The organism is Halorubrum aquaticum (assembly GCF_900113615.1).
Classification (GTDB): domain Archaea; phylum Halobacteriota; class Halobacteria; order Halobacteriales; family Haloferacaceae; genus Halorubrum; species Halorubrum aquaticum.
Window position 1 is genome coordinate 15159 of record NZ_FOPZ01000005.1, and the last position, 13211, is coordinate 28369.

Below are 13211 nucleotides of genomic sequence, written 5' to 3' on the forward strand. Positions count from 1 at the left end.
GGCGCCGAAACCTCACGTCATCGGGTCCTGCTCCTCGCGTCGCTCGCTGGATTTCCCCAGCCAGTGACAGGCGATGGCGTGCTCGTCGGAGGACTCCCCGTCGGTGGAGATCATCTCGACGCGTTCCGGCGGCGCGACGGTACCCGATTCGCCCGCGACCGCCCGGAGTTCGGGCTCCGTGTCGGCACACTCGTCTCCGAGATACTCCGGACAACGGGTGCGGAACCGACATCCGGACGGCGGGTCGATCGGACTCGGCGGGTTCCCTTCCAACAGCGACTCGTGGCGTTTCCGTTTTCCGTCCACTCGAGGGATCGAGTGGAGGAGCGCCCGAGTGTACGGGTGTTGGGGGTTCCCGAAGATGTCCTCCTTCCGTCCCTGCTCGACGATCTTTCCCAGGTACATCACCGCGACGCGGTCGCTGATGTGTTTGACGACGCTCAGGTCGTGGGCGATGAACACGTACGAGAGGCCGTACTTGTCCTGGAGCCGCTTCATCAGGTTGATGATCTGCGCTTGAACGCTCACGTCCAACGCGGAGACGGGCTCGTCGGCGATGATCAGGTCCGGCTCGACGGCGAGCGCGCGCGCGATCCCGATCCGCTGACGCTGTCCGCCGGAGAACTCGTGGGGATACCGGTCGAGGTGTGACTCCTGAAGCCCGACCTCGTCGAACAGCTCCGCGAGTCGTTCCTGCTTCTCCTCTCCGGTCGCGATGTCGTGGACCTCCAGGGGTTTGGCGACGATCTCGCCCGCGGTCTTGCGCGGGTTGAGCGACGACATCGGGTCCTGGAAGATCACCTGTACCCGCTTCCTGAGTCGCTTGAGTTCGGCGCCTTCGAGGTCGGTGATGTCCTCTCCGTCGAACTCGAGCGTTCCCGCCGACGGGTCGTACAGACGGGATAGCACGCGACCGAGGGTCGTCTTTCCACAGCCGGATTCGCCGACGAGCCCCAGCGTCTCCCGTTCGCCCACCGCGACGTCCACCCCGTCGACCGCCTTGACGTGGGTGGGCTCTCCGAGGAACCGATCGAAGAGTCCCGTCTCGGTCTGGAAGTACTTCTGTAGGCCCGTGGCACGGAGCAACGGTTCGTCGATCGATTCGACAGCCGGCGTCGTTGACGTCTCGAGTGAATCAGTACTCATCGCGATCACCTCGGCGTTCCGGTTCGTCGGAACCGCCCGTCGGACTCCCACCGTCCGTTCGGATGCCGGAGTCCGCTACGGCGGGATCGTTCGAAGCGTCGTTCTCGGCTTCGATCCGCCTCTCGAGGGCCGCGACGGCCTCATCGGGCACGTCGGTGACGTGGCCCGACTCGTCGACGCGGACCCGCTCGTTCTCCCGGTGACAGCGGACCGCGTGTCTCACTCGCTTGGTCGAGTCCAACTCGTACTCGACGAGCGGCCGGTCACAGAGCTCGAACGCGTAGTCACAGCGGTCCTGGAACGGACAGCCCGACGGTTTATCGATCAGGTCCGGAACGGTTCCCTCGATGACGCTGAGCCACTCGCGGTCGTCGTCGATCCGCGGGATGCTCGCGAGGAGTCCCTCGGTGTAGGGATGATGCGGGTCCTCGAAGAGGTCGTCCACGTGACCCGTTTCCATGAACTCGGAGGCGTACATCACGGCGACGCGGTCACACGTCTCCCTGACGACCCCGAGGTCGTGGGTGATGAGCATCACCGAGATCCCGAACTCCTCGCTCAACTCGAGGATCTCGTTGAGGATCTGTGCCTCGATGCTCACGTCCAGCGCCGTCGTCGGCTCGTCGGCGATGATCAGCGACGGATCCCCGGCGAGCGCCTGCGCGATGACGACGCGCTGTCGCATTCCGCCGGAGAGCTGGTGTGGGTACTCCGTCGCCCGCTGTTCGGGCTCGGGGATCCCGACGGTCTCCAGCAGTTCGATCGCCCGCCGCCAGGAGCGGCTCTCCGTCGAGGTGCCGGTGACGTACTTCCGGCGCATCTCGCTCCAGAACCCGGTCCGCTCGCCGGTGTCGCCGTGGTGACGAACGACCTCGGCGATCTGCTCGCCGATCGTCATCACCGGGTTCAGGCTCGTCATCGGGTCTTGGAAGATCATGCTGATCTCCCCGCCACGGATCGAGCGCATCTCCGCTTCGCTCAACGAGAGCAGGTCGGTGCCGTCGAACCACACCTCGTCCGCCTCGACCGTCCCGGCGTCGTCGAGGAGTCGCATCACCGACAGCGCCGTGACGCTCTTTCCGGAACCGGACTCGCCCACGACGCCGAACACCTCCCCCTCCTCGATGCTGAAGGAGACGTCGTCGACGGCGGTGAGCCGTCCCTGTCCGGTCTCGAAGGACGTCGTGAGGCCGCGTACGTCCAACAGCGGCTCGTTCATTCGCTATCCACCTCTCTGACGTCGAAGGCGTCACGCAAGGCGTCTCCGAACAGATTTATTCCGAGGACTGTTATCATAATTAGAAGTCCGGGGATTATCGAGATCCACCACGCCGTCGTGATGAAGTCGCGGCCCTGACCCAACAGCGCACCCCACGTCGGCGTCGACGGCTTCACGCCGAGTCCGAGGAACGAGAGCGTCGCCTCCGCGAGCATGGCGCGAGCCACGAGCACGGTGAACTGGACGATGATCGGGGCGACGGTGTTCGGGAACACCTCCTCGAAGATGATCTCGAGGTCCCCGAGTCCGACGCTCTCGGCGGCGAGCACGTACTCCTCCTCGCGGATGGAGAGGACCTCGCCGCGGGTGATCCTGGCGAAGTCGTCGATGTACGCGAACCCGACGGCGACGACGACGTTCCAGACGCCCTGCCCGAAGATCGCGACGAGCATGATGGCGATGAGCAGCCACGGGAACGCCCACATCACGTCGACGCTGCGCATCAGAAGGTCGTCGACCCAGCCGCCGTAGAACCCGGCGACTAACCCGAGGAGGACGCCCGTGATCGCGCCGAACAGGACCGCACCCAATCCGACGCCGAGGCTGATCCGTGCGCCGTACATCAGCCGGGAGAGCAGGTCTCGCCCGAACGAATCGGTTCCGAGCGGCGTTTCACTCGAGAGTGCGGGTGCCTGAAGCGGAGCGAAGTCCTGTGCCATCGGGTCGTACGGTGCCAGTTCCGGTGCGAGGATCGCCGCGATGACGAACAGCGTGACGATCACCACGCCGATCTTGGCCTTCAGGTCACGGTTGACCGTGTCGACGAACTGTTCGATGAGATCGGTCCGGATACCGAAGACGCGACCGCCATCGGTGTCGAAACGGCTCGACATCGTCACTCACCACCGCCGTACTTGATTCGTGGGTTTATCATCGTATACAGGAGGTCGACGACGATGTTCGCGAGAACGAACACGAAGGAGATGATCAGCACCGTTCCCTGGATCAGCGGGAAGTCCCGCCGATTGATCGATCCGATGAGGAGCCGACCGAGCCCGCGGATCCCGAAGACGATCTCGACGGCGACGACGCCGCCGAGAACGACCGCGAGGAAGATCCCCGCGAGCGTGACGACCGGGATCAACGCGTTCTGTAGCCCGTGTTTGAAGAGCACGAGGTTCGAGTTGAGCCCCTTCGCGCGTGCGGTCCGCATGTAGTCCTCGTTGAGCACCTCGAGCATCGAGGATCGCATCATCCGCATCAGGATCCCGCCGTACGGGAAGCCGACGGCGAACGCCGGCAGGATGATCGATCTGAACCACGGGCTGACGCCCTCGTCGATCGGCGTATACCCGAAGGTAGGAACGGCGTCGACGTTCACGCCGATCACGAGGATCAGGACGATGCCGATCCAGAACGCGGGCATGCTGATCCCGAAGAACGCGACCGTCGTCGAGAGGTAGTCCTCTATCTCGTACCGCTTGACCGAGCTGAGGATCCCCGTCGGGATCGCGATCACGAGCGCGATCACCATCCCGAGCCCCGCGATGCTCAACGTGGGTCCCGCGACCTGGGCAAGGGATCCGAGCACGGGTTCGCCCGTCCGGATCGACTCGCCGAAGTTCCCCGTCAGGAGCCGGCGAAGCCACTGGAAGTATTGAACGTACAGCGGCTGGTTCAGTCCCAGCTCCTGTCGGAGTGCTTCGAGCGCTGCCGGATCCGCGTCGCCGCCGAGCATCAACCGGGCCGGATCTCCGGGAACCGCTCGGACCGCGAAGAACACCACGGTGACGACGAAGAACATGACGAACACGGAGTGTACCAGTCGCTTGAGTAGGTACTGTTTCAACCCCATGGGAGATCACCGCCTTCGAAATCCGCCGATGTGCTTCGGGTCACGGTCGGGACGTCCGCGGGCGTCACGGGAGACACGCCACTCATCCATCCAGCGAGGTACGATGGAAGTTGCTCAGCCCTCCCTGGGTTCCCACTCCCGAGACACCCTCACCGAGCGCCTTCGGGTTCAGCGGGAAGACCGTCGTGATGAACGCCGCGTCCTCGATGAACTTCTCGTTGATGTCCTGATACACCTCCGCGCGGTCCTCGAGGTCCGGCGTCGCGTTCGCCTCGTTGAGCAGTGCGCTGTAGTCCTCGTCGAAGTAGAGGCCACGCTGCCACGCGCCCTCCGTCGTCTCCTCGTTGGGATAGCCGAACTGTTTGAAATCGGACATCCACGGGTCGACGTCCGCCGCGCCACCGTACGCCGTCAGGAGCTGCTCGTACCGGTAGGTGTTGTCCCAGTAGGACGACTGCTGTTGGATGTCGAGTTCGATCTCGATGCCGATCTCGCTGAGTTGTTCCTGAACGACCGTGAGTTCCCGTTGGTCCTCCGGGAGCGCCAGGATCGTCGCTTCGAACCGCGGATCGCCGGTGTATCCGGCTTCGTCGAGGAGTTCCTCGGCGCGCTCGGGGTCGTAGTAGAACCCCGGGTCCGGTTCGCCGCTACCCAACGCCTCGTACAGCCAGCCGATGGACGGATTATAGAGCGTGTGAGCCGGTTCGGCGTACCCGAACCACGCCCGCTCGACGATCTCCTCGCGGTCGATCCCGATGGCGATCGCCTCGCGGACGCGCCGGTCCGACGTCGGGATGTCCTCGCCGTTCCACATCTCGGTGGGGTCCTCGCCGAGACCGCTGATCCACCGCACCGTTTCCACGTGGTCGGCGGGGTTCGTATGGAGCGGCGCGATACCCGTCCATTCACCCGCACTCGCCGTCTGGATCGTGATGGAGTTCCCCGCCTCCGCCTGTTGTGCGAACTCGCCCGTGAGCAGGTTCGCGTAACCGATCTCGCCGCCTTGAATGGCGGACCACATGGTGCTCGGTTCGGGGATCAGTTCGATGTCGACCCCGTCGAGATACGGGAGCTGGTTGCCGTCCTCGTCGGTCTCCCAGTAGTCGTCGTAGGCGTCGAGCGTGAGCGACTGGCCGGCGGTCCGTTCGGTGAGTTCGAACGGGCCGCTCCCGATCGGCATCCGCGCGTACTCGTCGGGGTCGTCCGCGGCGCTCTCGTGGACGATCGTTCCGGCACGGCCGGGTCCACGGAGCATGAACGAGACGAACGGGGCGTACGGCTCCGTGAGGTTGATCGTGAGTTCGAGTCCGTCCGCCTCGATCGAGTCGACGTTCGAGACCTTCCCGGTGTGAGGGGAGGTGTCCATCCCCATCAGCCGTTCCAAGGACCACTTGACGGCCTCGGCGTCGAGCGTATCGCCGTTGTGGAACGTTATGCCTTCGTGGAGTTCGAACACGTAGGTCGACTCGTCCGGGAGCGACCAATCCGCCGCCGCGTCTCCGACGATCTGGGTGTCCTCGTCGAGTTTCAACAGGCCGTTGAAGAGGTTCGAGTGGACCTCGATCTGGATCCCCAGATCGACCATGTGTGGGTCGAGGAACTCGATCTCGTCGGTCATCCACCCGGCGCTGAGCCGTCCGCCCGAGCTTCCGGAGGACCCGTCGTCGCCGCTCGATCCGCTTCCGTCGTCGCCGCTACCGCCGTCACCGCTACCGTCGTCACCGCTGCCACCGTCGTCTCCTCCGCCGCCGTCCCCCCCGAGACAGCCGGCGGTCGCCGCGAGGCCCGACGCACCGAGCAGTTTGACCGTCGTTCTCCGATCGATCTTCGGCCCTTCCAGGTCCGCCTTCTCTATGTCTTCGATCATTGTCGACAACTCGCATGATCAGACTACCCGTTCAAAAAGCTATGGACATGTGAACATCGAGTCATGAGGAGACTTGGTATGGCATAATACATCAATACTAAATTGAGATATATTATAAATAATATAGGACCACCTGGCCGGTGTGTCTCTCGGTCTCCGGTGCGTTCCACAGAGCCAGTCGTGGGGTGTTACGCGGGACGATCGAACGAACCGGCGAAAACACTATTTGTACTCGATCAGTCGGCTTCAGGGGATGGACGACCCAACGACCGATGACGACTTCGACTTCCTCGAGGCGACGGTCGGCGAGATACACGCCGCCTTCGAGGCGGAGACGCTGACCGCCGAAGGACTCACGGAGGCGTACCTCGACCGGATCGCCGAACACGCGGACGACCTCAACGCGGTCCTGACGGTGAACGAGGACGCGCTCTCGCGAGCCAGGGAGTTGGACGACCGGTTCGAGGCGGACGGGCCCGTCGGGCCGCTTCACGGGATCCCGACGGCGATCAAGGACAACCACGACACGGCCGACATGCCGACGACGGCGGGGTCGAAGCTCTTCGCGGAGTTCGTCCCCGACGAGGACGCGTTCGTGGTCGAGCGGCTCCGGGAGGCGGGCGCGGTGATCCTCGCGAAGACGAACCTCCAGGAGCTCTCCTTCGGGGTCGACTCGGTGAGCTCGCTCGGCGGCGAGACGCGGAACCCCTACGCGCTCGACCGGCGGCCGTCGGGCTCGAGCGGCGGGACCGCCGCGGCGATCGCGAGCAACCTCGCGGCGGTCGGCACCGGGACGGACACCTGCTCGTCGGTGCGCTCGCCGCCGGCGTTCACGAACCTCGTCGGGCTCCGACCCACGCGGGGATTGGTGAGCCGCACCGGGATCGTTCCGCTCTCGGCGACGCAGGACACTGCGGGACCGATCACTCGAACCGTCGCCGACGCGGCGCGGACGCTCGAGGCGATGGTCGGGTACGACCCGGCCGATCCGGTCACCGCGCTCGGCGTCGGCGAGGTACCGGAGGAGGGGTACGCGGCACACCTCGACCCGGAGGGACTCGAGGGCGCGCGGATCGGCGTCGTGCGCGACCTCTTCGAGGTGACGGACCCGGAGAACCCGGCCGCGGACACGGCCGGGGCGGTCGAGTCCGCGATCGAGTCCGCGATGGACGAGCTGGCGGCCGCCGGCGCGACCCTCGTCGACCCCGTCGAGGTCGTCGACGGGGAGTTCCTGGATTCGGCGCGGGTCGTCGGCGCGGAGTTCGAGCGCGACTTCGACGCGTACCTCGCCGCGCGGGAGGGGACGCCCGTCGACTCGCTGCGGGAGCTGGCCGAGAGCGGGACGATGGCCCCGAGCGTCGAGGAGCGCGTTCTGGACGGCGGGATCCTCGGCGTGGCCGAGGGAGTGGAGGACGACCCCGAGTACCTCCGGGCGCTCGCGAGACGCGAGACGATCCGGACCGAGACGGTCGACCGGCTGGTCGCCGAGGACCTCGACGCGCTGTTGTACCCGCCCTCGATGGCGCTGCCGGTCGAGATGCCCGAACACCAGCCCTTCTCGGAGATGCGTTGCGAGCTTTCGGCACACACCGGGCTCCCCTCCATCGTGTTGCCCGCCGGGTTCGCCGCCGGCGAGAACGACGAGGAGCTCCCGGTCGGGTTCGAGCTCCTCGGTCGGCCGTTCGACGAGCCGCGGCTCCTCGAGCTCGGATACGCCTACGAGCGGGCCGTGGAGCCCCGCAGTCCGCCGGAGCGGTTCGCGTAGGCGGGCAGACGCGGCGGGCCGGTCGGCGGCGGACGGAGGGAGACCGCTTCACTTTCAGTTTCACTCCGCGGTTGGCTCGGTTATAGGGGCGATCCGTCCGTATCCGCAGGTATGAGCGTGTCACAGGAGGACGGACCACGGTACGCGGCACCGACGCGCGTGGACGTCACCGAGTGTCGAACCGACCGCATCGCCGACCGGATCCGGTCGAACCGGGTCGCCGGTGGCGAGGTCCATCTGGAGCGACGGGGCGGCCGGACGTACCTCGTGGCGACGCCGGCGGACGGGGAGTCACAGCGGTCGCGGTAGGGTATCGAAACGAGAGGTCGGAACCGAAACGGGAGACTGCGGGCGTCAGTCGTCGGCGGTGATCGGGTCGCGGGCGTCGCCCTCGTCGGACGCGAGCAGACTCTCCAACCCCACGCCGAGGGCCTCGTTCGTTCGCTCCACCGATTCCGTCGCGGAGAGGTCAGTGGTCAGCGCGCGGATCGCGTCGACGTTCTCGGGGACCACGTCCGCCTCCTGGTGGACGTTCTCGAAGAGGTACAGGTCGCGACCGGAGACGTTTATGGACTCCTCCCAGACGCAGTTCTCCCAGAGGTCGCCGCGGGGGCGACCGCAGTCCATCGCGTACTCCTTCAGCTTCCCCGCCCCGTCGATGCCGGCCGCCTCGGGAATGGTGAAGATCCGGGGCTCCGCGTCGAGGAGTTCGCGGACCGTCTCGGTGGTCGGCGTCTCACGGAGCGTGACGTTGACGCTGTGGGTGTGCATCGCGGTTACCGGGGCCTTCAGCGCGGCGGTGTCGACGTCGACGCCCGGGAGGACGGTGTTCACGTCCGGGCCGTGGTGGGAGGGGACCGTGGTCGGGTCCGGCACCACGTCGTTTATGGGTCCACGGCCGGTCTCGCTCGGGTCCCCGCCGCGGCGGACCAACGTGACCCGGGCCTTCTCGACCCCGTAAGCCGCCTCCAGCGGCGCGAGCAGGCGAGCGAGCCCCGTGGTGTTACACGAGACCACGCGGAGCGTGTCGGCTCCCCGAGCGGCCTCGAAGCTCGTTCGGGCGTTGAACGAGGCGTCGGCCACGTCCGCGTCCTCGCCGCCCTGGAAGATCGCGGGCGTGTCGTGGGCCGCGTAGACCGAGCGGTTCCGCGCGCCGATCCCGGAGGGCGTACAGTCGACGGCGACGTCGACGGACTCGAGCAGGTCCGAGAGGGTGCCGGCGATGGGGACGCCCGCGTCGTCGAACTCCTCGGCTCGGTCCGCGATCGCGGCGTAGAGGTCGTATCCGCGCCGGATCGCCGATTCGGCCTCGTAGTTCGGCTTCGTCTTCGTGACGCCGACGAGTTCCATGTCGGGCTGGGCCGCCACCGCGTCCGCGACGCGTTTCCCGATCGTCCCGTAGCCGTTGACGCCCACGCGTATCATATCTTTACGTCCACCTCGGCCCCCCATAATTGTTTCGAGGCTTTTCTATAGAAATTAACTACGCCGTGAGTAACGACTCGGTTAATTCGGACCGCCGCGACGTTACAACCTTGTTACGTAATTGAGTAATAATATACAACCCGGTACGCGCGGCCGATCTCGGGATGACAAGGACTAACGCCCGCGGCGGCACACGACGAGACATGAGCGAACACCTCGCGGAGGCGGCCCGGACCGCCATCGGACAGTGTCTGAACGTCGGCGCGGACGAGTCGGTCGTCGTCGTCACCGACGACGAGCGCGAGCCGATCGGCGAGGCGCTGTACGCGGCCGCGACCGCGGCGACCGACGACGCGACGCTGCTTCGATATCCCCCGAGCGAGCAACACGGGACCGAACCGCCCGCGCCGGTCGCGGCCGCGATGGCGGAAAGCGACGTCTTCTGTGCGCCGACGACCAAGAGCCTGAGCCACACCCGCGCCCGCGGGTCCGCCTGCGAGGCCGGCTCCCGCGGCGCGACGCTCCCGGGGATCACGGAGGACGTGTTCGTGACCGGGCTCGACGCCGACTACGCCGCCATCGACGAGGCCTGCGACCGGGTGCTCGACGCGGTCGGCGACGCCGAGGAGGTCCGCGTCACGTCGCCGGCGGGAACCGACGTCACGTTCGGGCTCGGCGACCGCGAGTGGCACGCGGACACGGGGATGGTCCACGAGCCCGGCGACTTCTCGAACCTGCCGGCCGGCGAGGTGTTCATCGCGCCCGAGACCGCGACCGGCACCTACGTCGTCGACGGGACGATGATGCCGCACGGGCTGCTCGACGAGGGCGAGGAACTCGCCTTCGAGGTCGAGGACGGACTGGTCACCTCGATCGAGGACGACGCGATCCGCGCGGACGTCGAGGCCGCCGCCGAGGCGGTCGGCGACGCCGCCTACAACCTCGCGGAGCTCGGGATCGGCACGAACGTCGGCGTCGAGGCGCTCGTCGGCTCCGTCCTCCTCGACGAGAAGGCCGCGGGAACGGTCCACGTCGCCATCGGCGATAACGCCGGGATCGGCGGGGAGACCGACGCGCCGCTCCATCTCGACGGGATCATCAGGAACCCGACCGTCTACGCCGACGGCGAGGCGATCGAACTGCCGAGTCCCTGAACGATCGTCGCAGGGTTCACTCCACGACCGCGAGCGCGACGCCCCCGATCCCGCGGACGCCGATGGCCTGGTGTCGCCACCCGTCGCCCGCGTCGACACACAGCGTCCCGGCGTCGGTGACGGCGACCGCCGTCCCCGGTCCGTATCCGAGTGCGGCCGGCCGGTCGTCGACCGGGAGGTCCGTGACGCGCCACGCGTCGGCGTCCCAGCCGGCGTTCCCCACGTCCGCTCCGGTCGTGTCCGCTCCGTCGCCCACGTCCGCTCCGCCGCCGCCGCGGACGAGGAGGTCGCCGTCGACGGTCGCCATCGCGTGGCCGTCGCCGTCGGCGGCGACGGCGGTCGCGTCCCCGTCGTCCGTCGACATCCAGCCGTTGCCGAGCCAGTAGAGCCCGGAGGCCGTCGCCGCGAGCGGGACCCCCGCGCCCGCGACGTCGCGGGCGTCCGAGAGCCCGACGGACTCGAGCGAGCGGGCGCCGTCCTCGCGCGCTCCCGACGCGGTCCCGACCACTCGGTGAACGCCGTCGCCCGCGGCGACGAGCGGCCCGTCGATCGATCGCGGGTCGTTCACGTCCCCGACCCGGGTCGCGTCGGTTCCCGCGGTCGCGTCGAAATCGCCGTCGAGGCCGACCCGGTGGATCCCGCCCGCCGCGTCGGCCGCGAGGAACGCCCCGTCGTGGACGCCGACCGCGACCGCGGGTCCGATCCCGACCGGCGAGAACGCCGCGTCGTCGGTCGTGGGCTCGACGTCGCGACCGCCGCCGATCGCGGCGACGAGGAGGTCGTCGTCGGTCGCGACCGCGAGAACGTCGGCGGCGTCGGCCCGCGCGAGGACGGCGACGTCGCGGGCGGGGTCGCGGGCGGTCAGCTCGAACTCGCCCACCTTGTCGCCGGAGATCGCGACCCGGACGACGCCGGTCTCGGTCGCGACGTAGGCGTCCGTCCGGCCCGCGGAGCCCGCGTACACGCGTTTCTCCTCGATCGAGATGTCGTCCTCGGCGGGTGCCATCGCGGGGGGCTTCTCGGCGGGGGACCATAAGCCGCGCGGAGGGACGGCTCCGCGAGACGCTCCTCGGGGTCCGGCCGTTCCGACGGCCATTTGCCCGACCGGAACGTACCGCCTCGAGTGAACTCGGTCGTCGCCGAACTCCTCGGGCTGTTCGCCGAGGTCCTCCCGCGGCTCGTGCGGATCTCCGCGTTCATCGCCGTCGGGGTGTTCGCGGCCAACGTCGCCGTCGCGTTCGGACTGATCCGGTACCTGGCCGGACTCTCCGGGTACCTCACGCGGCCCGCCAACCTCCCGGACGAGGTGGGTACCGCGATCCTCACGACCGCGGCATCGACGACCGCGGGCTACGCCACGCTCGCGGAGTACCGCGAGTCCGGGCTGCTCGACGACCGCGCGACGCTCGTCGCCGTGGTGATAAACACGTTCTTCGGGTTCCTCCAGCACGTGTTCACCTACTACGTTCCGGTCCTGATCCCGATCCTCGGGGCGACGACGGGCGTCCTGTACGTCTCCGCGCGCGCCGGGATCGCGCTCGCGATCACGGTCACGGGCGTGCTGCTCGGCGGTCTCCTGGTGTCCGAGCGCAACGTCGACCGGTCGGCGCTCGACGACATCGACGGAGCCGGCCCGGAGACGGACGACCGGGACGGTCGCGAGCGCGTCCGCGACGCCGCCGGGAAGTCGTGGTCGACGCTCCGGCGGATCGTCCCCCGGCTGGCGGTCGTGTACACGCTCGTGATCGCGTTCGTGACCAACTACGACGTCGAGTCGCTGACCGCGGTCGCGGAGCCGCTCACGGGGGTGCTCGGACTGCCGAGCGCCGCCGTGCCCGTGATCGCGGTGTACACCCTCGATACGACCGCCGGCGCGGTCGCCATCGAGCCGCTCCTGGGCGAGACGTTCACGCCGCGGACCGCGGTCGCGACCCTCCTCATCGGCGGTATCCTCTCCTTTGCCGTCTCGACGTTCCGGCGATCGATCCCGTTCCAGTACGGGATCTGGGGGGCGTCGTTCGGCACCAAGGTGATCGTGGTCAACACGGCGTTGAAGCTCGTCTTCATCTCGCTGACCGTCGCGCTGCTTCTCGTCCCGGCGTGGTGATGGGTACGGTGGGCCCCGTTGAGACCTTACTCTTCAGACGTGACCCCGCTGAAACGGTCGGTTACTGAGCGAGTGCGTATCGACCGTCGGGACCTCTACCGGTTCTCCGAGAGGCTCCGACGACCGTGTGAAACGCGACGCGCGTCTCGATCGCCGCGGGGAACATAAATAGCGAGCGCCCCAACCGACCCGTATGGCCGTTCCACGCCTCGTTTACGACGATGACTGTGGCTTCTGTATGTATATGATCCGGTGGCTATTGCGGTTCGGCGAGTTCGATCCCGTCGGGTTCAGCGAACTCACGCCGGATCAGAAGGCCCGGCTTCCGGACGAATACGACGCCTGTATGCACCTGTTGACCGACGAAGCGGTCCATTCCTGTGGCCGAGCGCTCGAACAGTGCGTTAGCCGCTGTGGAACCGTCGGTCGATGTCTCGTTCGCGCGGCGCGTCTGCTTCCGTGTTCGGAACGGATTCGGGAACGCGGCTACCGGTTCGTCGCCGACCGCCGATCGATCTGGGGACGCGTTCGGTCCTGCGAGCACGTCGAGGGGCGTCCGTCCGGTTCCCGATCCAACTGAAAAGGCCGCTCCGCTGTATACTCCCGCCGTGTCCCGTACGGTGATCCCGACACGACGTCGGTCGGTCCCGTGCGTCGGTACGCGGGATCGGAT

At 67.4% G+C, this 13211-nt stretch carries 12 protein-coding genes; 5 read left to right on the plus strand and 7 right to left on the minus strand.

All coding sequences use genetic code 11. The features are described 5' to 3' along the window. Positions 1-12: 12 nt before the first annotated feature. The 5 genes from F3H10_RS05895 to F3H10_RS05915 form a co-directional block, all read right to left on the minus strand. Complete coding sequence (locus tag F3H10_RS05895) at positions 13-1146, minus strand: ABC transporter ATP-binding protein (RefSeq protein ID WP_149783879.1); 1134 nt, start codon at positions 1144-1146, stop codon at positions 13-15. Beyond that, entirely contained in the window at positions 1136-2365 is a 1230-nt protein-coding gene (locus F3H10_RS05900) for an ABC transporter ATP-binding protein (protein ID WP_149783880.1), read from the minus strand. The genes F3H10_RS05895 and F3H10_RS05900 overlap by 11 nt, the downstream gene beginning before the upstream one ends. Then, positions 2362-3258, minus strand: coding sequence for an ABC transporter permease (locus tag F3H10_RS05905; protein WP_149783881.1), 897 nt, complete (start codon positions 3256-3258; stop codon positions 2362-2364). Before F3H10_RS05905 ends, F3H10_RS05900 begins: the two co-directional genes overlap by 4 nt. 2 nt (positions 3259-3260) lie before the next feature. Beyond that, positions 3261-4220: an ABC transporter permease gene (locus F3H10_RS05910; RefSeq protein WP_188127879.1), complete on the minus strand. Its 960-nt coding sequence runs from the start codon at positions 4218-4220 to the stop codon at positions 3261-3263. 82 nt (positions 4221-4302) lie between these two features. Next, a complete protein-coding gene (locus F3H10_RS05915) occupies positions 4303-6087 on the minus strand; it encodes an ABC transporter substrate-binding protein (protein ID WP_149783882.1) in 1785 nt (594 codons plus the stop codon). Positions 6088-6340: 253 nt separating this feature from the next. Between F3H10_RS05915 and F3H10_RS05920 the strand changes: the two genes are divergently transcribed. Both F3H10_RS05920 and F3H10_RS05925 read left to right on the plus strand, forming a co-directional pair. Then, positions 6341-7852: an amidase family protein gene (locus F3H10_RS05920; protein WP_149783883.1), complete on the plus strand. Its 1512-nt coding sequence runs from the start codon at positions 6341-6343 to the stop codon at positions 7850-7852. Positions 7853-7963: 111 nt separating this feature from the next. Then, a complete protein-coding gene (locus tag F3H10_RS05925) occupies positions 7964-8161 on the plus strand; it encodes a hypothetical protein (protein ID WP_149783884.1) in 198 nt (65 codons plus the stop codon). Positions 8162-8206: 45 nt separating this feature from the next. On the opposite strand, the gene F3H10_RS05930 is transcribed toward F3H10_RS05925, so the two are convergent. After that, positions 8207-9277, minus strand: a complete 1071-nt coding sequence (locus tag F3H10_RS05930) for a type II glyceraldehyde-3-phosphate dehydrogenase (protein ID WP_149783885.1) — start codon at positions 9275-9277, stop codon at positions 8207-8209. 203 nt (positions 9278-9480) lie between these two features. On the opposite strand from F3H10_RS05930, the gene F3H10_RS05935 reads away from it, so the two are divergent. Then, positions 9481-10431 carry an aminopeptidase gene (locus F3H10_RS05935; protein ID WP_149783886.1) on the plus strand — a complete coding sequence of 317 codons (951 nt, stop codon included), beginning with the start codon at positions 9481-9483 and terminating at the stop codon, positions 10429-10431. 16 nt (positions 10432-10447) lie between these two features. Here F3H10_RS05935 and F3H10_RS05940 read toward each other — a convergent pair whose 3' ends face one another. Further along, positions 10448-11437, minus strand: a complete 990-nt coding sequence (locus F3H10_RS05940; protein WP_149783887.1) for an HVO_0234 family beta-propeller protein — start codon at positions 11435-11437, stop codon at positions 10448-10450. 117 nt (positions 11438-11554) lie between these two features. Between F3H10_RS05940 and F3H10_RS05945 the strand changes: the two genes are divergently transcribed. Next, on the plus strand, positions 11555-12538 hold the full coding sequence (locus F3H10_RS05945; RefSeq protein ID WP_149783888.1) for a nucleoside recognition protein: 984 nt from the start codon (positions 11555-11557) through the stop codon (positions 12536-12538). A 193-nt stretch (positions 12539-12731) separates the two neighbouring features. Continuing rightward, positions 12732-13118, plus strand: a complete 387-nt coding sequence (locus F3H10_RS05950) for a DCC1-like thiol-disulfide oxidoreductase family protein (RefSeq protein WP_149783889.1) — start codon at positions 12732-12734, stop codon at positions 13116-13118. Positions 13119-13211: the final 93 nt, after the last annotated feature.